General features: G+C 75.2%; 18 protein-coding genes. 9 read left to right on the forward strand and 9 right to left on the reverse strand.

Annotated elements, in window-relative coordinates; translation table 11 throughout:
- Positions 1 to 126 precede the first annotated feature (126 nt).
- Positions 127 to 1,698 carry a lipase maturation factor family protein gene (locus ACFVU9_RS03645; protein WP_387589687.1) on the forward strand — a complete coding sequence of 524 codons (1,572 nt, stop codon included), beginning with the start codon at positions 127 to 129 and terminating at the stop codon, positions 1,696 to 1,698.
- Between the two features lie 204 nt (positions 1,699 to 1,902).
- The gene (locus ACFVU9_RS03650; protein ID WP_387589513.1) at positions 1,903 to 4,296 is read left to right on the forward strand and encodes a hypothetical protein; all 2,394 of its coding nucleotides are present in this window, start codon (positions 1,903 to 1,905) and stop codon (positions 4,294 to 4,296) included.
- 72 nt (positions 4,297 to 4,368) lie between these two features.
- Here ACFVU9_RS03650 and ACFVU9_RS03655 read toward each other — a convergent pair whose 3' ends face one another.
- Both ACFVU9_RS03655 and ACFVU9_RS03660 read right to left on the reverse strand, forming a co-directional pair.
- Positions 4,369 to 5,409, reverse strand: a complete 1,041-nt coding sequence (locus tag ACFVU9_RS03655) for a transglycosylase SLT domain-containing protein (RefSeq protein ID WP_387589516.1) — start codon at positions 5,407 to 5,409, stop codon at positions 4,369 to 4,371.
- Positions 5,410 to 5,460: 51 nt separating this feature from the next.
- On the reverse strand, positions 5,461 to 6,309 hold the full coding sequence (locus tag ACFVU9_RS03660) for a helical backbone metal receptor (protein ID WP_387589519.1): 849 nt from the start codon (positions 6,307 to 6,309) through the stop codon (positions 5,461 to 5,463).
- 214 nt (positions 6,310 to 6,523) lie between these two features.
- Between ACFVU9_RS03660 and ACFVU9_RS03665 the strand changes: the two genes are divergently transcribed.
- From ACFVU9_RS03665 to ACFVU9_RS03675, 3 genes are all read left to right on the forward strand, one after another.
- Positions 6,524 to 7,618: an ABC transporter substrate-binding protein gene (locus ACFVU9_RS03665; protein ID WP_380436193.1), complete on the forward strand. Its 1,095-nt coding sequence runs from the start codon at positions 6,524 to 6,526 to the stop codon at positions 7,616 to 7,618.
- An 84-nt stretch (positions 7,619 to 7,702) separates the two neighbouring features.
- Positions 7,703 to 8,737, forward strand: coding sequence for a FecCD family ABC transporter permease (locus tag ACFVU9_RS03670; RefSeq protein ID WP_387589690.1), 1,035 nt, complete (start codon positions 7,703 to 7,705; stop codon positions 8,735 to 8,737).
- The gene (locus tag ACFVU9_RS03675) at positions 8,734 to 9,561 is read left to right on the forward strand and encodes an ABC transporter ATP-binding protein (protein WP_387589522.1); all 828 of its coding nucleotides are present in this window, start codon (positions 8,734 to 8,736) and stop codon (positions 9,559 to 9,561) included. Before ACFVU9_RS03670 ends, ACFVU9_RS03675 begins: the two co-directional genes overlap by 4 nt.
- Here ACFVU9_RS03675 and ACFVU9_RS03680 read toward each other — a convergent pair.
- The 4 genes from ACFVU9_RS03680 to ACFVU9_RS03695 form a co-directional block, all read right to left on the reverse strand.
- The gene (locus ACFVU9_RS03680) at positions 9,546 to 10,508 is read right to left on the reverse strand and encodes an L-tyrosine/L-tryptophan isonitrile synthase family protein (protein WP_387589524.1); all 963 of its coding nucleotides are present in this window, start codon (positions 10,506 to 10,508) and stop codon (positions 9,546 to 9,548) included. The genes ACFVU9_RS03675 and ACFVU9_RS03680 overlap by 16 nt on opposite strands.
- 129 nt (positions 10,509 to 10,637) lie before the next feature.
- Positions 10,638 to 12,104 carry a cytochrome P450 gene (locus tag ACFVU9_RS03685; RefSeq protein ID WP_387589527.1) on the reverse strand — a complete coding sequence of 489 codons (1,467 nt, stop codon included), beginning with the start codon at positions 12,102 to 12,104 and terminating at the stop codon, positions 10,638 to 10,640.
- 62 nt (positions 12,105 to 12,166) lie between these two features.
- The gene (locus ACFVU9_RS03690) at positions 12,167 to 13,561 is read right to left on the reverse strand and encodes an MFS transporter (protein WP_387589530.1); all 1,395 of its coding nucleotides are present in this window, start codon (positions 13,559 to 13,561) and stop codon (positions 12,167 to 12,169) included.
- Between the two features lie 309 nt (positions 13,562 to 13,870).
- Entirely contained in the window at positions 13,871 to 14,434 is a 564-nt protein-coding gene (locus tag ACFVU9_RS03695; RefSeq protein ID WP_380499988.1) for a sigma-70 family RNA polymerase sigma factor, read from the reverse strand.
- 100 nt (positions 14,435 to 14,534) lie between these two features.
- On the opposite strand from ACFVU9_RS03695, the gene ACFVU9_RS03700 reads away from it, so the two are divergent.
- Positions 14,535 to 14,786 (forward strand): zf-HC2 domain-containing protein, encoded by a 252-nt coding sequence (locus ACFVU9_RS03700; protein ID WP_387589534.1) that lies wholly within the window; start codon positions 14,535 to 14,537, stop codon positions 14,784 to 14,786.
- Between the two features lie 283 nt (positions 14,787 to 15,069).
- On the opposite strand, the gene ACFVU9_RS03705 is transcribed toward ACFVU9_RS03700, so the two are convergent.
- On the reverse strand, positions 15,070 to 16,020 hold the full coding sequence (locus tag ACFVU9_RS03705) for a hypothetical protein (protein WP_387589537.1): 951 nt from the start codon (positions 16,018 to 16,020) through the stop codon (positions 15,070 to 15,072).
- 355 nt (positions 16,021 to 16,375) lie between these two features.
- On the opposite strand from ACFVU9_RS03705, the gene ACFVU9_RS03710 reads away from it, so the two are divergent.
- A complete protein-coding gene (locus ACFVU9_RS03710; RefSeq protein WP_387589540.1) occupies positions 16,376 to 17,683 on the forward strand; it encodes a cytochrome P450 in 1,308 nt (435 codons plus the stop codon).
- 141 nt (positions 17,684 to 17,824) lie between these two features.
- Here the strand turns inward: ACFVU9_RS03710 and ACFVU9_RS03715 are convergent, their stop codons facing one another.
- Positions 17,825 to 18,520 (reverse strand): N-acyl homoserine lactonase family protein, encoded by a 696-nt coding sequence (locus ACFVU9_RS03715; protein WP_380436215.1) that lies wholly within the window; start codon positions 18,518 to 18,520, stop codon positions 17,825 to 17,827.
- A 167-nt stretch (positions 18,521 to 18,687) separates the two neighbouring features.
- Between ACFVU9_RS03715 and ACFVU9_RS03720 the strand changes: the two genes are divergently transcribed.
- Together ACFVU9_RS03720 and ACFVU9_RS03725 are read left to right on the forward strand one after the other, a co-directional pair.
- Complete coding sequence (locus ACFVU9_RS03720) at positions 18,688 to 20,232, forward strand: CoA transferase (protein WP_387589544.1); 1,545 nt, start codon at positions 18,688 to 18,690, stop codon at positions 20,230 to 20,232.
- 31 nt (positions 20,233 to 20,263) lie between these two features.
- Positions 20,264 to 20,977 (forward strand): DUF6461 domain-containing protein, encoded by a 714-nt coding sequence (locus tag ACFVU9_RS03725; RefSeq protein WP_387589546.1) that lies wholly within the window; start codon positions 20,264 to 20,266, stop codon positions 20,975 to 20,977.
- Between the two features lie 70 nt (positions 20,978 to 21,047).
- On the opposite strand, the gene ACFVU9_RS03730 is transcribed toward ACFVU9_RS03725, so the two are convergent.
- The gene (locus tag ACFVU9_RS03730) at positions 21,048 to 21,647 is read right to left on the reverse strand and encodes an HdeD family acid-resistance protein (RefSeq protein WP_380490029.1); all 600 of its coding nucleotides are present in this window, start codon (positions 21,645 to 21,647) and stop codon (positions 21,048 to 21,050) included.
- Positions 21,648 to 21,782 lie beyond the last annotated feature (135 nt).

Here is a 21,782-nt window from a genome sequence, read left to right on the forward strand (position 1 = left end):
CACCGCCTGCCGCTTGCCGCCTGCCGTTCGAACTCCGCCATCAGCCGCCACCGAGCGGGTGAACCGCCCGCCCCCACCCGCCCGTTCGGGCCCGACCGGCCGCCCGCGGTGGTAGGCATGGGCCGCATGGACTGGTTCGCCGCCCCCGACTACTGGCCGAGCCGGCTGCTCGTCCAGCGGATGCTCGCCGGCCTCTACCTGATCGGCTTCCTCAATGCCGCGGCCCAGTTCCGCGCCCTGATCGGCGCCCACGGCATGCTCCCGGTGCCGCGCTTCACCGCCCGCGTCCCCTTCCGCCGGGCACCCAGCCTGTTCCACCTCCACTACAGCGACCGCTACTTCGCCGCCGTCGCGTGGACCGGAGCCGCCGTGGCCGCGGCCCTCGCCGCCGGACTCGGCGACACCCTCCCGCTCTGGGCCTCCCCGCTGCCGTGGGCCCTGCTCTGGGTCCTCTACCTCTCCATCGTCAACGTCGGCCAGACCTGGTACTCCTTCGGCTGGGAGTCGCTCCTCCTCGAAGCCGGCTTCCTCGCCGCCTTCCTCGGTACCGCCGACACCGCCCCGCCCGCCCCCGTCCTGTGGCTGATGCGCTGGCTGGTCTTCCGCGTCGAGTTCGGCGCCGGACTGATCAAGATCCGCGGCGACAGCTGCTGGCGCGACCTCACCTGCCTGCGCTACCACCACGAGACCCAGCCCATGCCAGGACCGCTCAGCTGGTTCTTCCACCACCTGCCCGACCCCCTCCACCGCGTCGAGGCCGCCGCCAACCACGTCGTCCAACTCGTCGTCCCGCTCGGACTCTTCCTCCCGCAGCCGGTCGCCACCTACGCCGCCTGCCTGATCACCGCCACCCAGCTGTGGCTGATCGCCTCCGGCAACTTCGCCTGGCTCAACTGGCTCACCATCGCCCTCGCCCTCGCCGCCGTCGACCCCGCCCGCATCGGCCTGCCCGTCCGCACCCGCACCTACCCGGCCACCCCCGCCTGGTACGAGGCCCTCGTCCTCGCCCTCACCGCGACCGTCGCCGTCCTCAGCTACTGGCCCGTGCGCAACCTGCTCTCCCGCGGCCAGGTCATGAACCGCTCCTTCAACCGGCTCCACCTCGTCAACACCTACGGCGCCTTCGGCAGCATCAACCGCGTCCGCCAGGAGGTCGTCGTCGAAGGCACCGACGAACCCGCCCTCACCCCCGACACCGTCTGGCGCGAATACGGCTTCAAGGGCAAACCCGGCGACGTCCGCCGCCTGCCCCGCCAGTACGCCCCCTACCATCTACGGCTCGACTGGCTCATGTGGTTCGCCGGCATCTCACCCGGCTACGCCCGCCCCTGGTTCCTGCCCTTCGCCGCCCGCCTCCTCACCGGCGACCCCGCCACCCTGCGACTGCTGCGCCACAACCCCTTCCCCGACGCCCCGCCGACCCACGTCCGGGCGACCCTCCACCTCTACCGGTTCACCGGATGGCGCGAACTGCGGCGGACCGGAGCGTGGTGGCACCGCACCCCCCTGTCCGAATACCTCGCCCCCGTCGACCTCGCCGCCCTCGCCCGAGCCGGCCACCGCCCGCCCCCGGGCCACCGGCCACCGCCCGGTCGGCGCACCCGCACCGTCCCCCTCGATCGCCTCCGTCGCCCGGACGGCCGACACCACCACCCGCCCGGCCCCGCCGGCGGTCACCCGCCCGGACCTCCCGAGTAGCGCCCAGCCGGGCGTCATGGCACGCGACACCGGCCCGTCGGACGGTGGGTGCGTGCAAGGCTCGAACGGGCACCCGTATTCTGGGCGTCCACAACCGGCGGTTCGACCGCGCGCCCCCCGCCCCGGCCCCGGGGCACCCCGCGCGAACGGTCCGTCGCCCCCTCGCCGCCAGCCCCGCCGCCGTCGCCCAGAACCGGACCTCACATGACAGTGCTTCACTCGCGCAACGCCGACGCAGCCGACCCGGCGGACGTCGCCGACGCCGCAGACGTCAAGGACCCCCAGGACGCCGCCGCGGAGCCCGACCTCCGCGAGGACCTCGGCCGCTACGCCGAACTCGGCGCCTTCACCCTCACCACCGACACCCACGCCTGGTACGCGGCCCTCGACACCGTCGCCACCCCCGAGGACGCCCGCGCCGCCAGCAGCGCCCTCGCCGAACTGCGCGGCCACGACCTCACCCGGACCTGGGAGGCCGTCACCGCGCTCGCCGCCGACGCCAAGCTCGACGAACCCGACACCGTCGCCAAGACCGTGCTCCTCGTCGAACTCCTCCAGCGCGTCCACCGCACCTCCGGCACCCTGACGGCCGCCGCCTACGACGCCGACCTCGACGCCCTCACCGCCGCCACCGCCGACGGCGCCTGGCGCCGCGAGCGCGGCGTCAAGCTCTCCTGGCTGCGCGCCCGCGCCCTGCGCAAGCAGGCCGCCGCCCTCGCCACCGAGCGCCGCACCCGCCGCGAGGACCTCCACGAGGCCCTCGCCTCCGCCGAGGTCGAGCGCCGCGCCTGGGCCGCCCTCGCCCCCTCCGGCACCCTGCCCACTGCCCCCGGCGACGGCACCCTCGTCGAGCGCACCGCCCAGACCTTCGACGCGATCAACGCCGGCCTGCGCGAACTCGCCCGCGTCCTGCCCGACCATGACCTCGACGGCCTGCCCTTCGCCGAGCTCGTCGACCTCGTCGAGCGCCTCGCCGCCGACGAGGGCACCCTCTACCGCCTGCCCACCATCCACAGCCTGCGCACCACCCTGGAAGAGGCCGGACTCGGCGACCTGCTCGCCGAGCTCGCCGCCGCCAGGGCCGACCGCCGCGCCGCCGACGCCGCCTACGCGGCCCGCCAGGCCCTGGCCGGCGGCCAGCGCGACGGGCTGGCGGAGGCTCCTGCCGCGGCTGTCGTCGCGGAGGAGGCCGACGAGGCGGCCGAGGCCGTGACCGAGGCCGTGACCGAGGCCGTGACCGAGGCCGTGACCGAGGCCGAGGCCGAGGCCGAGACTTCGGCGGAGCCGGTGGCCGAGGCGGAGGTCGAGGCGGAGATCGGGGACGAGCCGTCCGTCGTCTCCCTCCCGGCGCCGTCCCCGGCGGCCGACGACCTCGTGGCCGCCGCCGCTGCCGCGCTCGTCGAGACCGAGGACGCGCCGGTCGAGGCCGAGGAGCCGAAGGCCGTCGAGGAGACCGCCGTTGAGGCTGCCGAGGCCGCGATTGAGGTCGTGGAGCCGGAGGTCGTCGTGGCCGAGGTGGCCGCCGAGTCGGTGGAGGTCGCCGAGGAGACGGCCGTCGAGGCCGAGGCCGAGGCCGAGGCTGTCGAGCTGGAGGCGGTGGCCGAGGTGGCCGCCGAGGCGGCCGTCGAGGCCCCAGTTGAGGTTGTGGAGCCGAAGGTCGTCGAGGAGACGGTCGTTGAGATCGAGGCCGACGCTGTCGAGCTGGAGGCCGTGGCCGAGGAGACCACCGAGGCCGCCGTCGAGGCGCCGGTTGAGGTTGTGGAGCCGAAGGTCGTCGAGGAGACGGCCGTTGAGGCCGAGGCCGAGGCTGTCGAGCTGGAGGCGGTGGCCGAGGTGACCGCCGAGGCGGCCGTCGAGGCGCCGGTCGAGGTTGTGGAGCCGGAGGCCGTCGTGGCCGAGGTGGCCGCGGAGCCGGTGGAGGTCGTCGAGGAGACGGTCGTTGAGGCCGAGGCCATTGCCGAGCCCGCCGTTGAGGTTGCGGTCGCCGAGCCCGAGGCCGTCGTCGAGGCTCCCGCCGTGGTGGAGGAGGAGCCCGGCGTCGAGGCAGAGGCGGTGGAGCCGGAGACGACCGTCGAGGCCGAGCCCGAGGCTGTCGAGCCCGAGGCCGCCGTCGAGGCCGAGCCGTTCGCCGAGCCGATCGCCGAGCCGGTCGCCGAGGTCGAGGCCGCTGCCGAGCCGACCCCCGAGGCTTCCCCCGAGCCGATCGCCGAGGCCCCGGAGGCCGTTGAGGCGCCGGTGGCCGTCGAGGCCGAGGTGACGGACGAGCCGGAGGCCGCCGTCGAGCCCGCCGTCGAGGCTCCGGCCCCGGTGGAGGAGGAGTCCGCCGCCGAGGCAGTGGCGGTCGAGGCGGAGGAGCAGCCCGTCGAGCCGGCCGCGTCCGCCGGTCGCCCGGCGAAGCCGGACTTCACGCCCGGGCGGCCCGTGACCGCCTACTCGGCGGAGGAACTGCTGGCGGTCGTCCGCTGGGTGGACGGCGACGGGGTCGAGCGCAGCGAGGAGGAGCTGCTGCGCGCCGCGATGAAGGAGCTGGGCTTCGGCCGCCTCGGTCCGCGCATCAAGGAGGCGCTGGGCGCCGCCGTCACCGCCGCGCGCGGCTGACGGACCCATCGCAGTGCCCGAGGGGCCCGGAACGCCGACGTGCGTTCCGGGCCCCTCGGGCGTTCTCCGGTCTCAGCCGGCCTTGTTCCAGGGCTGACTCGCCATGAGCGCCTTGACGTTGGCGATGTAGCCCGGGTTCGGGATGACGAGGCTGCCGACGGTCGCGCCGGTGGCTGGGTCGGTGGCGGTGTTGTAGTGGACGTTGCCCGCGCCCGCGTTGTAGGCGGAGATGACGAGGTCGAGCAGCGGGGTCTTCCCGGTGGCGGGGTCGGGGGAGAGGTCGTACGTGCCGCCGAACCCGGAGTCGCCGAAGTAGGCGACCAGCCAGTCGAGCAGTTGGGTGCCGAGCTGGACGTTGCCGGCGAGGGTCTTGGCGTCGGAGACGGTGCCGAACTTGGTGTTCATCCAGCTCACGGTGTTCGGCATGACCTGCATGGTGCCGATCCCGCCGTCGCAGGCGAGGATGCCGGACTGCCAGCCGCTCTCCTGCCAGGCGATGGCCTTGACCAGGTTGACCGGCAGCGGCGGGAGCTTGTCGGTGCCTCCGCTGCTGAGGGTGAGCGTGCGGGCCTGGCCGGCCGCGGCGGTGAGCGCCGCGCCGACGGCCTCCTTGGCCTCGTCCGGCTGCGGCTTGCTCGGCTTGCAACTGCTCTGCAGCGGCGGGGCGTGCGGGCCCTCGGGCGCGGGCGGCGGCGGGGGAGCGACGGGGCCGGGCTTGGCGGTCGGCGCCGGGGCCGCGGCGACGGGGGCGGCGGCCGGGGCGGGGGCCTTCTCGGCACTGCCGGTGGACGGCTTGGCCGCGCCGGGCTTGGCACCGCTCGCCGTCGGGCCCGGGCTCGGGCTCGCCTTGGCCGACTTGCCCGCCGACGCGCTCGCGCTCGGGCTGCCGGTGGCGCTCGCGCCGGGCGACGGCGTCGCACTCGCGGCCGGGCTCGCGGACGCGCTCGCGCCGGCCGTGTCGGCGGGCGAGGCGCTCGCGGCCAGAGCCGTCGTGCCCGGCGCCGCACGGGTGTCGGTCGTCGCGGACTTGCTCCCGCACCCGGCCAGGACGGCGGTCGAGACGGCCGCGGCCGACACCATCACCAGCGCACGCCGGGATGTGCTCACTGCCATGTGTGGTTCCCCCACTTGATCGCCGGTGGTCCCGGCGAGTGGCGGGTCATCCTACGGGGGCATGTTCCCATCCTGTACGAACGGGTGGTCGAGCGCCGTGCCGAGCACCGCCGGGGCCTCGGCGAGCGACGGCCCGTACCAGGTGAGGTGACGTCCGCTGACCAGCGCCGCTGGCACGCCGGGGAACGCCTCCGGGCCGTCCCCGGCGGTGAACCGGTACGGCTCGTCCGGCAGGACCACCAAGTCGGGTGCGCAGGCGAGCAGTTCGGGCAGCGGGACGGCCGGGTAGCGCTCGGCGTGGCCGGCGTGGACGAGCCGCACCCCGAGGCGCCGCAGCACGTCCCCGGCGAAGGTGTCGCGGCCGAGGACCATCCACGGGCGCCGCCAGATCGGCACGATCGCCCGCGGACCGTCGGTCTTCTGCCCGCTCCGCCGTCCGTCGATCTTTTGCCCGCTGCGCCGACCGTCCACCCCGCGCCACGCCGCCTGCGCCTCGTCCAGCCACCCCGGCCGCGGGAGGCCGCACGCGAGGGTCAGCAGCCGTTCCAGGGAGCGGAACGCGTCGTCGACGGTGCGGATGTCGGTCACCCAGACCGGCACGCCGGCCGCCCGCAGCGCGTCGAGGTCCGGCCGACGGTTCTCCTCGTCGTTGGCGAGGACGAGGTCAGGGGCCAGGGCGAGGATCCGCCGGACGTCCGGGTTCTTGGTGCCGCCGATCCGCGGCACGTCCAGTCCGGCCGGGTGGGTGCACCAGTCGGTGGCGCCGGCCAGCAGGCCGGGGGCGGTGACGGCGAGCGACTCGGTCAGCGACGGCACCAGCGAGACCACCCGCCGCACCGGGCCCGGACCGAGCCGGACGGGCAGGTCGAGATCGTCCCGCAGGACGGTGGGTTCGGCCATCGGGCCAGCCTACGCCCCGCGCCTACGCCCCGCGCCTACGCCCGCGCCTGAGCCCGCGCGTGAGCGGACGGGGTCGCGCCGGAGGGGCCGTGCGGAGACGGCCCGGCGCGGAACTCCCCGAGATCCGCGGGAACCCGCCGCGCGAACCGGCCGACTACCTGGTCCGGGTCCGCAGGACGGACCCCCAGCACGAGCACCCACCAGGAGAGTTTCCATGCGCCCTCGCACCGCCCGCGCCGTCGCGGCCGTCGTCGCCCTGTTCGCCACGGCCACGGCCTGCGGAAGCACCGGAGGAGGGGGCGGCGGCTCGGACGCGCAGGCGACGGCCAAGGCCGCGCCCGCCGGATCCTTCCCGGTCAAGGTCGCCGACTGCGCGGGCCAGGAGACCACCATCGCCAAGGCCCCCTCGAAGATCGTCACCAGTAACGCTTCCAGCCTGGAGATGCTGCTCCAACTCGGGGCCGGGGACCGCCTGATCGGCACCGGCTTCCCGCCCGGCAAGGGCAGCCTCCCGGCGGACCTCGCCGAGCAGGGCACCAAGGTGCCCGTCCTCGGCGACCGCGTCATCCCCAAGGAGAAGCTCCTCGGCTCCGGCGCCGACCTCTACGTCGACACCTTCGGCGCCATGCCGATGATGGGCGGCGGCGCCACCGGGCCGAGCCCGGAGGAGTTCGCCGCGGCCGGCATCCAGCACGTCTACCTCCTCTCCACCGCCTGCGCCGGCACCCCGAAGGCCGCCAAGGCGCCGCGCACCGACCTCGCCCAGGTCGAGGACGACATCCGCAGGCTCGGCGCCGTCACCGGCACCGCCGCCCGCGCCGAGGAACTCGTCGCCGGCATGGAGAAGCGCGTGGGCGACGTGCGGACCGCCCTCGCCGGAGTGCCGGACGACAAGCGGCCGAGCTACTTCGTCTTCGACTTCGACGCCGGCACCAAGCAGCCCACCGCCGTCTGCGGCCGCCAGGTCGCCAACGCCGTGATCACCCTCGCCGGCGCCCGCAACGTCTTCGCCGACTGCGACGCCGACTTCAAGCCCGGCTCCTGGGAGGACGTGGTCGCCAAGAACCCGGACTGGATCCAGCTGGCCGTCCGCAACCGCGGCAGCGAGGAGGCCACCCGCAAGGCCTACGACGACGCCGAGGCGTTCCTCAAGGGCTTCCCCGCCACCCAGGGCCTGAAGGCCGTCCAGGAAGGGCACTTCGTGCGGCTCGGCTCCGAGGTGACCACCATCGCGGGCGTGCGCAACGCCGACGCCGTCCGGCAGATCGCCGCCACCGTCCACCCGGACCTCGTCAAGAACGGGCAGTAGACCGTGCCTCCGTCCGTCACCGGCGAGGATCCCGGCGCGACCTCCGTCGCTGCCGCTGCCGCCGGCGGCCGCCCGGCCCGCTCCCTGCGGGCCGGGCCGCTGGCCGCCGCCCTCGGCGCCGCCCTCGTCCTCGCCCTCACCGCCGCCGTCTCCCTCGGCGCCGTCGACGTCCCGCCCGGCGAAGTCTGGGCCGTCATCGCCCGCCGGCTCACCGGACGCGCCCCCGAACCCGGCACCCGCGACCTCATCGTCTGGCAACTGCGCGTCCCCCGCGCCCTGCTGGCCGCCGTCGTCGGCGCCGGACTCGGCCTCGTCGGCACCGCCGTCCAGGCCCTCGTCCGCAACCCCCTCGCCGACCCCTACCTCCTCGGCATCTCCTCCGGCGCATCCCTCGGCGCCGTCGCCACCCTCGTCCTCGGCACCGCCCTCGGGCTCCAGCTCTCCTTCGGCAGCGCCCTCGGCCTCACCGTCTCCCTCGCCGCCTTCGCCGGCGCCCTCGCCGCGTTCTCCCTCGTCTGGCTCCTCGCCCGGCGCGGCGGCGGCTTCTCCCCGCTGCGCCTGGTCCTCGCCGGCATCGGCATCGCCCAGTTCCTCGGTGGCATCACCAGCTACCTCGTCCTCCAGACCAGCGACGAACAGCAGACCAGAGGCGTCCTGTTCTGGCTCATGGGCAGCCTCGGCGGCGCCGTCTGGTCCCAACTCGCCATCCCCGCAGCCGCCGTGTCCCTCGGCCTCGCCCTGCTCCAGGCCCGCGCCCGCGCACTCAACGCGATGCTCATGGGCGACGAGACCGCCGCCGGACTCGGCGTCGACGTCACCCGGCTGCGCCGCGAGATCTTCGTCGTCACCAGCGTCCTCACCGGCGTGCTGGTCGCCGTCTCCGGCGCGATCGGCTTCGTCGGGCTCATGGTGCCGCACGTGTGCCGGCTGCTCGTCGGCGGCGACCACCGGCGCCTGCTGCCGCTGTCCGCCCTCACCGGCGCCCTGCTGCTCGTCGTCGTCGACACCCTCGCCCGCACCGCCCTGGACAACCAGGAACTGCCCATCGGCGTCGTCACCGCCGTCCTCGGTGCCCCCACCCTGCTCTACCTGCTGGACCGACGACTGGAGCGCAATTGAGGATCGCCGTCGAAGACCTGAGCGTCGCCCTCGCCGGACGCACCGTCGTGGCCGGCGTCCACCTCGTCGCCGAGGAGGGCGAGATCGCCGGACTGGTCGGACCCAACGGCAGCGGCAAGTCCAGCCTGCTGCGCACGGTCTACCGGCACCTGCGGCCGAGCGCGGGGCGGATCCTCCTGGACGGACGGGAGCTGGAGGGCATCTCCCCGGCGGAGTCCGCCCGGCACATCGCGGCCCTCCCGCAGGAACGCGGCGGCGACTTCGAGCTGACCGTCCGCGAGGTCGTCGCCATGGGCCGCACCCCCTACAAGCGCGCCTTCGCCGCCGACGACGCCGAGGACCACCGCGTCGTCGCCGACGCCCTCGTGCGCGTCGGCATGACGGAGGCCGCCGGCCGCCGGTTCGCCCAGCTGTCCGGCGGCGAACGCCAGCGGGTGCTGCTCGCCCGGGCGCTCGCCCAGCAGCCGGACGTCCTCGTGCTGGACGAGCCGACCAACCACCTGGACGTCCGCCACCAGGTCGAACTCCTCGCCCTGCTACGGGAACAGCGCCGCACCACTCTGGTCGCGCTGCACGACCTCAACGCCGCCGCCTCGGTCTGCGACCGCCTGCACGTCCTGCACCGCGGCGCCCTCGTGGCCTCCGGAGCACCGCGCGACGTGCTCACCTCCGACCTGCTCGCCGAGGTGTTCGGCGTGCGGGCGGCGGTGGTCGAACACCCGCTCACCGGCGACCCGCTGATCGCCTTCGACCACCGCACGCCCGCGTCCTCGACCGGTGCTCCGGTGGACGCCGACGCGGCGCGGGCTCAGACCGTCTCGTAGTGGCTCGGGCGGCCGTCGCTCTCGACGAGCCGCCCGAGCTCCGCGGCGTCCGCGCTGCGCAGCAACTCCCAGCGGCCGTCGGCCCGGTGGAGCGCCGAGGAGTGCCAGGGCGTCGTCCACGCGTCCGCCACCTCCAGCAGGCGGATGCCGAACTTCGGCGCCCCGGCCCGCTGCGGGTGGATGGACAGCCGGAACGCGTCCGGGTGGTGCTCGGCGATCAGGTCCCCCCAGGCGCGGCTGCGCTGGATCACCCCGTACGCGCGGCGGCGGCACTCGCGCTGGAGGGCCGACTTGGTGCCGGTGAAGCCGACGGTGTCCTCGGTGAGGAACCGGGTGATGCCCCGGTAGAGCCGCAGGGTCTCCTCGTCCGTCAGCACCTGCTCGCGCAACTCCTCGACGCTCGGCGCGTATCGAGCGTGCACACGGGCGCGCTTCTCGTCGAACGGCAGGTCGCCGAGGACGGCCCGCAGGTCGAAGGTGGCCAGGTGCCGCAGGCCCTCGCGCTCGATCATCGCGGCCAGCGCGTCGGAGTACTCGTCGATGTGGTCGTCGGGGACGTGGATGAGGTCGCCGAAGATGTGACCGTCCGAGCAGATCAGGATCCGCGCACCGGGCGCGTGGAGCGCGCCGATCCGCTCGCACAGCGCGTCCAGGAAGGTGAGCGACAGCCGCTCGCCCTCGTCGGGCAGGTGGCCGAGCACCTTCGCCGGGTTCGGCGACTTGCAGGGGAAACCGGGCAGGGTGAACACGATCGGCTCGCCGGCGGCGATGAAGTCCGCGAGCTGCGCCAGCTGGAGCGGGAAGTGGTGCGGCCCTGCGGCGAGTTCGGGGTCGGAGGCGCGGCGGTGCGGCAGGAGCAGGCCGAGGACGCGGGCGGCGAGGTGCTCGGCGGCTTCGTATGTGTGGGTGGATGGCTCGCGGGCGGTGATGGTGCCGACGGGCGGCATGGTGGTCCTCCAACGGGACGTTGTCGTAAGGGCAATGGGTGCGGGCTACGGGCTACAGGCTGCGAGCAGGCGTGGCCGTGTCCTGGCCGGCGGTGCGGTCGCGGGCCAGGGGGTGGTGGTCGCCGCCGGTCAGACGCGCCGGTCGTAGGCGACCGGCAGCTCGTTCACACCGCGGGCCAGGACGGCGGGGATCCAGGCCAGGGCGTCCAGGCCGTCACCGCCCTCGGCCGGACCGGCGGGGCGCAGTCCGGGGAGCCGGGTGAGCAACGTGCCGAGGGCCACCTGGAGTTCGGCACGGGCGAGGGCGGCGCCGGGGCAGTAGTGGATGCCGTGTCCGAAGGCGAGATGAGCGTTCGGGGTGCGGTCGAAGTCGAGCCGGTCGGCGTCCGGGAACCGCTCGCCGTCCCGGTTGGCGGCGCAGAGCGAGACGATGACCGAGTCGCCGGCCGGCACCGCGGTGCCGAACAGGTCGCTGTCCTCGGTGAAGAACCGCCAGGTGGTGAGCTCGAACGCGGCGTCGTGGCGCAGCAGTTCCTCCACCGCGCGGGGGAGCAGGCCGGGGTCGGCGGCGATGCCCTCGGCGAGCCGGACGAGGTGCCCGGGGTGGCGCAGCAGGGTGATCAGCATGGTGGTGATCTGGTTGGTGACCGGTTCCTGCCCGGCGACCAGTAGCTGGAACACGATCGAGTCGAGCTCCTCCGGGCTCAGCTCGCCGGCGTCACGGGCCGCGACGAGCCGGCCGAGCAGGTCGTCCTCGGCCCGGGCGGGGTCGTGGTGGGCGCGCTTGTGCTCGACCACGTCCGCGATGTACGTCTGCAGGCCGCGCAGCCGCGCCTCGTACGCGGGCCGGCCGGGGTCGAGCGGGCCGACCGGCTGCACCACTTTGCCCCAGTCGCGGTCGAAGCGCACGGCCAACTCGGGCGGCAGGCCGATGGTTTCGGCGAGCGCGCGGAACGGGTAGTGCGCGGCGAACCCGGCGACCAGATCGGCGCCGCCGGTGGCGGGCAGCTCGTCGACCAGGGCGTCGGCGAGCTCCTGGAGGCGCGGCCGCAGCGCCTCGACCCGGCGGGGCGCGAAGGCGTCGACGACGAGCCGGCGCATCGCCGTGTGCTTGGGCGGGTCCTGGTGGAGCAGGTGCACCTGGAGCTGCGAGTGCTGCGGCTCGGGCATGATCGAGGCGAGCCGGCGCCAGTTCTCGTTGCCCAGGGCGTGGTTCTTGCCCAGCCTGCCGTCGTTGAGGGCCGCGTGCGCGGCCTTGTAGCCGGTGACCAGCCAGGCGTGGATGCCGCTCGGGAACTCCACCCGGTGGACGGGGCCCGCCTCGCGCATCCGCCGGTACAGCGGGTACGGGTCGCGCTTGTACTCCGTCCCGTAGAGCGGTACGGGGGTGGGGAGTCGGGTGCCGTCGCGATCGTCGTCGCCACCGTTGTCGCCACCGCCGTCGGACGGGAGGCCGTAGCCGAACGGGCAGCGAGCCGCCGGGTCCGCCGGGTCCGCGGGGTCCGCAGGGTCCGAAAGGTTTGCCGGGTTTGCCGGTTCTGCCGGGTTCGGCGGGCGGACGGCGGCAGGATCGAAGCCGGTGTCTATGTCGGTCATGTGCGGTGAACCTCCGGTCGTACGGTGTTCCAAGGGGGTGGCGGTCGGCCCGGGCGGCCGTGTCACGCCGTTGCGAGGTGGGCGCGGCGGTGGTGCAGGGCGAGGAGGGCGACGGCGCTCGCGGCGGCCAGGACGGCCAGGGCGATCCCGGCGCGGGTGCCGGTGGTCGCGCGGTCGCCGGCCAGGGTGGCCGCGGTGGCGAGGGCGGGCCCGAGGGCGAAGCCGAGGCTGCGGGCGAGCTGGACGGCGGAGCCCGCGGTGGCGAGCCGGCCGGGCGGCGAGGCGGTCATGACCAGGGCCTGGGTGGGGCCGCCGTTGAGGCCCATGCCCGCGCCGGCGAGGGCGAGGCGCCACGCGATGTCGGCGTTGGTCCAGTCGCCGTCCAGGGGGAGCAGCAGGAGCAGGCCGAGGGCGGTGACGGCGGCGCCGCTCAGCGCGGTCTGCCGGGCGCCCCAGCGGTCCGCGAGCCGTCCGCCGAAGCGGCCGGCCACCATCATGCCGAGCGGGAAGGCCAGCATGGTGAGTGCGGTGCGGGTGGCGCTCTCGCCCTCCTGGCCGCGCAGGTGCTGGGCGAGCAGGTAGTGGCAGGCGGCGAAGCCCGCGGCGAGGGCGAGGACGGAGGCGTTGACGCCGGTGGTGCCGGCGGCCCGCAGCGTCTCGGCCACCGGTCGGCCGCCGGGGCGGCGCAGCCAGACGGCGACGAGCGGCGCGGCGGGCAGCGCGAGCAGGAGCCACAGCGGGGCCTTCGGCGCGAGGGTGAGCGCGAGCAGGACGGAGGCGACGGCGGAGCCGATCAGGGCGGCGTCGCCGAGCGAACTGCGGTCGGGCGGCGAGAGCCTGCCGGTGCGCGGGGCGTGGCGGAGCACGATCAGCGCGGCGGCGAGGCAGACCGGGAGTTTGACCAGGAACACGGCGCGCCAGCCCACGTGGTCGAGCAGCAGACCGCCGATCACCGGACCGGCGACGGCCCCGAGCGGACCGAGCGTGGCGGGCACGCTCATCGCCCGCCCGCGCAGCTCGGGCCGGACGGCGGTGGCGGCGAGCACCGGCATCAGGACGAACAGCACCGCGCCGAAGGCGCCCTGGGCGAAGCGCGCCGCGATCAGCCAACTCGCCCACGGGGCGAGGGAGACGAGCGCGCTGCACGCGGCGAAGCAGCCGACCGCCGGCAGGAGGGCCGAGCGCGTGCCCACCTGGTCCAGCCATCGTCCGGCGGGCAACAGCAGGGCGACGAGCGGCAGTTGGTAGCCGAGCGCGGCCCACTGGGCGACTCCGGGGGAGACGTGCAGGCCGGCGGATATGTCGGTGAGCGCGAGGTTCACCACGTTCATGTCGAGCATCGCGACGAACGAGAGCAGCCCGGCGGCGACGACGAGGCTCCACCGGTCCGCCGGACCGTCCGGGTTTCCTGTGCTGTGCCTCAACTTGGCTTCGGGCAGGCCGTGTTGCGCGGCCATGGAGTCCTCCGTTCCCCCGCTGCGTACCGGACGCTGTCGTCGCGGCGGCAGCGTCCGGTACAGCAGTCGGGGGCGGAGGGGACGGGGTTCCCGAACACTTGGAGGAATTTTTCCGAAACCCGCACGAGGGGAGCGGGCGGGGGACGGCGGTGGGCAACTGACAGATGACAGATAACAGATTTCGAAATCTGTTATCTGTCATCTGAAACTTGTCAGCTGTCAGCTGTCGGCTGTCAGTCGCCGGTCCTCATCGGCCGCTCGCCGCACGCCGCTCACGGCCCGCTGCCGTTCGCCCCCCGGCCATGGTGCTCAGCACGCCGCCGCGAGCTCCCCGCCATCGGCCGCCCGGAGGCGGGCTATCAGCTCCTCCCGGGCCCGGGCCACCCGGGACCGGACGGTGCCGACCGGGCAGCCCGCCACTGCGGCGGCCTCGGCGTAGCTCAGGCCGACCACCTGCGTGAGCACGAACGCCTCGCGCCGCTGCGCGGGCACCCGGTCGAGCAGGTCGCCGAGCGCGATCCCGTCCTCGAACCCGGCCGTCGGCCCGGAGCCCTGCCGCTCCGCCGCCTCCTGCCAGTCCGGCAGCGCGGCCAGGCGCGGCCGGGCGGCGGCCGTCCGGTACCGGTCGATCACGGTGCGCCGGGCGATCGACAGCAGCCACGTGCGGGCCGACGATCGCCCCGCGAACCCGGGCAGGCTGCGCAGCGCCCGCAGGAACGTCTCCTGGGCGAGGTCGTCGGCGGACTGCACGTCGGTCAGGTGGGCGACGAAGCGCCACACGTCCCGCTGGGTGGCGCGGATGAAGGCCTCGACGTCCGGTGCCCGTCCGGCCCGGGCGGTCAGGGCGAGCGCGGTGAGCTGGTCGTCATCCACGGCGGCCTCCGTCGCGCCGTCCGTGGAGCCGCCCGTCGGTCCGGTGAGTCCGGCGGACCCGGCCGCGCCGCCCGTCGAAGCCGTGAGGGACGATGACCATATGAGATGCGCGCAGTTCCGCACCGCCCTGTCCGCCCGCCTCGACGGCGAGGCGGCCGGGCTCCCGGACGGTCGTCTGGACGGTCACGTCGCCCGCTGCGCGGGCTGCCGGGACTGGCTGGTGCAGGCGGAACGGCTGCGCGGCCGGGTGGCGGCGAGCGCGGCCGACGGCCCGTCCGCCGACTGGTCCGCGAGCCTGCTGGCCCGGCTGCCCCGGCTGGAGGAGGACGGGCCGGGCGGCCCGCAGCGTTAGGACGAGGGCGCCGGCCGGAGCCGGTGCGCCGTCGTAGTCAGGCATGAAGGGTCCTGAGAGAAGGGCTGGGAGCGGCACCGCCTTGAGCGGCACCGCGGGTGTCCATGGGCCGTCCGCGCCCCACGCCGCACCCAGGGGGAGCGGCGGCAGGCGCGGGCCCGGGCCCTGGCGGCACGGCGGCGCAGCGCGCTCGGCCGGACGGCAGGGCGACCTGCCCGTCGGAGTGCCCCCGGTGGCAGTGGCCGACCGGGTGGAGCGAGTGGAACGCGGGGAGACGGGCGCGTCAGCAGGCGAGGGCGAGCGCGGGCGGCCCGCGCCGCACGACGGCGTGCGTGAGCAGCACCTGTCGCGGCTGCCGCGTCCGCCGGGCGGCGCGCCGGGGCGGGGCCGGCGGGCGGAAGCCGAAGGGCCGCGCGAAGAGGGTCAGCAGCGGAACGAGCAGCGCGCCCGCGACGACGGCGCCGAGCGCGCCGAGCAGCTCGAAGATCCGCACCAGCGCGGCGTCACCGCGCCAGAGCAGCAGGGCGCAGGCCAGCGCGGCCAGCACGTGGGCGGCGACCATCCCCACGGACATCCCGTGGGCCATGCCGTGCGCCATCCCGTGGGTGGCCGCGGCCTGCCCGGAGGCGTCGGCCATGCTGTGCGCCGGGGACGTCCCCGTCATGCCCGGCACCCCTGGCATGCCCGGCATCCCCGGCATGCCGCTCATTCCATCCATCCCGGCCATGCCGGTCAGGTCCATGCCCGTGCCGTCGCCGAGACCGGCTCCCGAGCTCGCGGCGGAAGCCGCGCCGTGCCGCAGTCCGGCCACGGCGTGCAGCCCGGAGGCCGGTGGTGCGTCCGGGTCGAGTCCGGCCATCCTGGCCAGGTCCGCGGGAGACGGTCCGCCCGGTACCCGGCCGGGGTTGCAGAGCAGCAGGGCGGCCCAGTCCGTGCCGGTCAGCCGGCCGAGTCCGCCGCCCGTCGGCGCGAGCGCTCCGGCGCGCTCGAACAGCAGGTGCAGCGCGGTCTGCGCCGCGACCATCCAGGCGCTGATCACCCCGAGTCCGCGCCGCTTCCCGGCGAGCAGCCAGGTCACGCCGAGGACCGCGCCGGACGCGCCGGCCAGGACCGACGGCGACACCCCGGCCCCGCCCATGGCGACGTGCGCCGCGGCGGCCAGCGCCACGCACAGCGTGGCGAAGACCACGGCGCGCAGCGAGCGGATCCGGTCGGTCATCACGATGGCACTCATCGTCGCACCCGCCGGCCCGCGCCCGTACCGCACCCTCCGGTATTGGCCGGTTCCGCCGCGTGAGACCATGCCCGGCCGCGTCGCCGAAGGCCGTCTCCTCACCGGATGCGCCCGGCCCGGGCCACCCGGCCGTGACCGCCCCGCCCCGGCCCGTCCTGCCGCGCCCGGTGGAGAACCGCCCGGCCTGACCGGCCGACAAGCCGACGATGCGAACAGCTGCTCGTACGACCATCGAGGTGATTTGACATCTCCCACTGCCTGGTCACTAAATGTGCACAACCCCGTACGATGCGCACACGCCGACGCCGGAGCCCGGCACCAGTGTCGGCACAGCGGACCACCAGGAGGCACGGCCATGGACACCACGACCGGCCGGCCGGCCTCGGCCGGAGCCCGCCCCGGCGCTACCTCCCGCTCCGGCTCAAGCCCAGCGTCCGGCGGCGCCCCGGACCTGGCCGATCCGGGCTTCTGGCAGCTCCCCGCCCCCGCCCGCGCCGCCGCCTTCGCCGAACTGCGCCGCCGCCCCACCCCCCTCTACGTCGGCGACCGCGCCGGCGGCCGCGGCTACCACGCCCTGGTCCGCCACGCCGACGTCGTCGAGGCCAGCCGCACCCCCGCCGTCTTCCGCAGCGCCCCCGGCGTCACCACCCCCGAACCGCCCCGCTGGGTCCGGGCCCTGTTCGGCGACTCGATGGTCAACCTGGACGACCCCCGCCACGCCCAGCTGCGCCGCGTCATCTCCCGCGCCTTCACCCCCCGCCTCCTCTCCGGAGCCGAGGACGACATCCGCCGCGTCGCCACCCGCCTCGTCGACGTCGTCGAACGCGACCGCCCCGAGGACTTCGTCACCGCCGTCGCCGCCGAACTCCCCTTCCAGGTGATCTGCAATCTGATGGGCATCCCCGAGCGGCCCCGCCGCGCCATCCTCGACCAGGTCAACCACGCCTCCGAACACACCGGCGTCGCCCGGCCGCTGCGCAGCCGCCTGCGGGTGCCCGGCCGCGGGCTGGCGGCGCTCGCCCGGATGCAGCTCATGGTCGCGGCGATCGGGCGCCGGCGCCGCAGCGCACCCGCCGACGACCTGATCACCGCCCTCGTCACCGCCGACGTCGACGGACGCCGGCTCACCGGCCGCGAGCTCGGCGCCTTCTTCTCCCTGCTGCTCGTCGCCGGCGTCGAGACCACCCGCAACGCGCTCGCCCACGGCCTCCACCTGCTCACCGCCCACCCCGACCAGCGCGCCCTGCTCCTCGACGACCTGGACGGGCGGCTCGGCGGCGCGGTCGACGAGATGGTCCGGCACGCCACCCCGATCATCCAGTTCCGCCGTACCCTGGCCGTCGACCACGAGCTCGGCGGCCCCGGCGGACCACTCCTGCGGGCCGGCGAGAAGGCCGTCCTCTTCTTCGGCTCGGCCAACCGCGACGAGACGGTCTTCGCCGCCCCGGACGCCTTCGACATCATGCGCAGCCCCAACCCCCACCTGGGCTTCGGCGGCGGCGGTCCGCACTATTGCCTCGGGGCGCACCTGGCCCGGCAGGAGATGAAGGTGCTGTTCCGCGAACTGTTCACCCGCCTGCCCGGACTCCGGTCGGTCGGCGGGCCCGACCTCGTCCCGTCCAACTTCGACAACCGCGTGCGGTCGCTGCGCTTCACCTTCTGAGCCCTGCACGCGTTCCGAGCCCTGCACGCGTTCCGAGCCCTGCACGCGTTCCGAGCCCCGCACGTTCCGAGCTCTGCACCTTCCGAGCTCTGCACGTTCCGAGCCCTGTGCGCCCGGCCGTCACGTGAAGCCCGCGAACGCCTACCCGGCCGACGGTTCCCACACCGCGTTGTCGTGCGCGAACAGCACCCGGCGCGGCCCGAACGACGCCAGCCGGTCCAGCCACCGCGGGTGGTCGGGCAGCGGCTGCGCCACGCCGTCGAGCGCCGCGCGCCGGGCGAGCACCGCCGACCCGTAGCCGACCGCGAAGTCGTACGCCTGGCCCGCCAGGACGATCGCGCCGTCCCGGCGTTCGACGACGAGCGACTGGTGCCCCGCCGTGTGCCCGGGTGTCGGCACGACTCGCACTCCCGGCCAGACCTCCGCCTCGCCGTCCAGCACGCGGTAGTCCGCGCCAGGGAAGTCGACGAGCGCGTCGATCGTGTAGTCGCCCTCGCGGGCCGCCGCGAGCTCCTCCGCCTGGACGAGCACCGGCGTGCCGGCCAGCAGCGGGTTGCCCCCGCAGTGGTCGAAGTGGAGGTGGCAGTTGACCACCAGGTCGAGGTCGCCGAGCGCGACACCGGCCGTCGCGAGCGCCTCCGGCAGCGGGCGGCGGACCGGGCGGTAATGGGCCTCGGTCTCCGGATCGCCGCCGCCGATGCCGGTGTCGAAGAGCAGCAGTCCCTCGGGACGCCGCACCAGGTAGGCGAGCACCGGCTCGACGCGCGGCTGCGGCTCGCCCGCCTCGGCGGCGGGCCGGACGAAGTAGCCCAGGTCGAGACGGCGGATCGCGTGCATTCAGGCCCCCCGGAGGCGTTCGTGCGCCGCACCGGCGCCCGGTCCGCACCCTACCCGTTGGCTGTGCGCGTTCAATCCGTCGATCGGCAGGCTCCGGCGGGCACGTCGGCGAGGCGGGGTGGCGGCCGTCACGGCGGACGTCCGGGAAGCGGAGCACAATGCGGCACATGACAGAGCGTCCGACGCCCCCGGCCGAGCAGATCCCCGCCGTCCAGACGACCCACGGGCCGACGCCCGCCGGGCCGGCGCCCCTCGGGCAGAACCCGCCGGCCCAGGCACCCGCCGACGCCGACGGCCCCACCGCGCACGCCTGGGCGGCCCTCGGCGGCTCCGGCGACCTCCTGGACCGGGTCGCCTTCCACGGCCCCGACACCGTCCTGCCCTCCGGCCTGCCCGTGCGCCGCCTCGCCCGGGCCACCGTCGCCGCCTGCTCCCTCGCCGCCGCCGAACTCGCGGCCCACCGCGCCGGCGGCCCCGTCCCCGCCGTGCGGATCGACCAGGGCGCCGTCGCCACCGCCTTCGTCAGCGAACGCCACCTGACCGTCGACGGCCGCGCACCCGTCAGCTTCGCCCCGCACTCCGGCTTCTGGCGCACCGCCGACGGCTGGATCCGCACCCACGCCAACTACCCGCACCACCGCACGCGGCTGCTCACCGCCCTCGGCCTGCCCGGCGACGCCGGACCCGAACAGCTCGCGGCGGTGCTGAGTGAACAGCCCGCCGAACTCGTCCAGGAGCGCGCGTACGAGGCGGGGGCGCTCGCGGTGGCCGTCGTACCGGTGGGCGACACCGTTCACCCCCTGGTCGAGACCCGCATCGTGACCCCGAACGGCCCGGCGCCCGCCGCACCCCGCCCGCTCGGCCCCGCCCCTCTGCCCGCCGCCGGCATCCGCGTCCTCGACCTCACCCGCGTCATCGCCGGCCCGGTCGCGACCCGCACCCTCGCCCTCCTCGGCGCCGACGTGCTGCGCATCGACTCCCCCCACCTCCCCGAGGCCGACGACGCCCACGCCGACACCGGCTTCGGCAAGCGCTCCGTCCTCCTCGACCTCGCCGACCCGGCCGACCGCGCCACCTTCGAGGAACTCCTCGCCACCGCCGACGCCGTCATCTCCGGCTACCGCCCCGGTGCCCTGGACGCCCACGGCCTCGCCCCCGACGCCCTCCTCGACCGCCACCCCGGCCTGATCGTCGCCCAGCTGTGCGCCTGGGGCTGGACCGGGCCCTGGGCCGGCCGCCGCGGCTTCGACAGCCTCGTCCAGGCCGGCGTCGGCATCGCCGCCCACGAAGCCGCCCGCGAAGCCGCCCCCGAGGGCCACCTCGACGGCCACTCCGTCGGCCACCCCGTCGGTCACCCCGGGGTGCTCCCCGCCCAGGCACTCGACCACGGCACCGGCTACCTCATCGCCGCCGCCGTCCTGCGCGCCCTCACCGAGCAGCGCACCGGCCGCCCCGGCGGACGCCACCTCCGCTTCTCCCTCGCCGGCACCGCGTCCTGGCTCCTCCACGACATCCCGCGCTCCGAAGCCCGCACCGGCCCCGACGGTCCGTCGGACACCACCCCCTACGACCCGGCGCCGTACCTCGCCGAGACCGACTCCGCCTACGGACGCCTGCGCCACGCCCTCCCGCCCGTGGCCTACGACGGTGCGCCCACCAACTGGTCCCGCCCGCCCGGCCGCTGGGGAACCGACCGGCCCACCTGGCTCTGACGCTGTCACAGCCGTCTGGCAGCATCGCCCCATGACCGCACACGCCACCGACTTCACCTGGTTCGCCGAGCGCCACCCCGTGCTCGGCGAGGCCTACTGCCTCACGTACGTCCAGGGCATCGGCGCCGACGAACTGCTGCGCCGCTTCGACGCCGCCCCGGGCGGCGAGGTCACCGGCCTGGAAGCGGTCGTCGCCGCGTGGGAGACCTTCGACGACGGTGAGGACGGGACGGACGACGAGGACCTGTTCGACGACGACGAGGACGACGAGGCCGAGGACGAGGACGACGACGAGGCGGCCGAGGGCCCGTCCGACGATGACGACGACGAGAACGCCGACCGCCTCTTCGTCGCCGTCACCGAACTCGACGGCTGGGCCCTCGCCGTCGAGCCCTACGGCTACCTCGGCAGCCTCTGGGACATCCTGCCCCGCCTCGCCGACGGCACCCGAGCCGTCTCCCACTTCCGCAACGTCAACGCGGTCGACGCCTTCAACTGGTGGGAGGGCCCCACCTGCCGACTCCACTTCGAACCGCTCTTCCCCGACCAGCGGCACGGCACCGACGCCGACGCCTCCGGCATTCCGGACCTGCTCACGGCCTGCGGCTTCCGCCTCGACGACAAGAACACCGAGCTCAACACCGAGTCCGCCTTCGCCCTCGCCGAGCGGCTGACGGACGTCCGGATCGGCGCCGGCCGCCTGGAGGCGGCGACCTTCCGGATCGGTTACGCGCCCAGGCCGTGACGCGCGCCCGGCCCGCACGGGACAGCCGCACGCCCGAGCCCGCTCGGCTACACACCCGAGCGGGCTCGGGCTACACGCCGGACGGGATCCGCTTCGCCCGGCCGCGCATCTGGAGCGCCGTCACGATCTCGATCAGGCCGAGGATCAGCAGCCAGCAGCCCGCCAGGACCGTCAGCGCGGCGATCGAACCGACCGGCCACACCATCAGCAGCACACCGGCCAGCGTGTTCGCCACGCCCGCGAAACCCTGCCAGCTGCGCGCGGGCATGTACGGGTCCGAGAACGCGGCCGCGAGCTGGGTGATGCCCCGGAACAGCCACCCGATGCCGATCCAGAGCGCGAGCAGCAGCAGCGACTGCGCCGCGCTGCGGAAACAGAGCAGGCCCAGGAGTACGCAGATCGCGCCGCTGATGAACGCCAGCACCCGCAGCGCGGTGGTGGCGTGGGTGCCGAACGCCGCGACCAGCTGGACGATCCCGATGACCAGCAGGTAGAGGCCGAAGAGCACGCCCACCACCAGCAGGGTCTCGCGCGGCCAGGCGAAGACGACGATGCCGAGGCCGAGCGAGGCCAGACCGGCGAGCAGCAGGACCTGCCAGGCGGCCTTGGCGAGCAGCCCGAGCGGGCCCTGCACCTCGGTGCCGTCGGGGGTGATGATCGGGGGGACCACGGTGGTGCCTCCTCGGGCCGGGGCGAGCCGGGAACGGGTACGGAACGCGTCGGAAGCGGATGGGGGACGACACCCACCCTCGACGCACCGGCCGCGAACCGCCCGTGCGGTACCGCCGTTCGGGGGTCCCGCGGT

It is taken from the genome of Kitasatospora sp. NPDC057936 (assembly GCF_042887525.1).
GTDB lineage: Bacteria > Actinomycetota > Actinomycetes > Streptomycetales > Streptomycetaceae > Kitasatospora.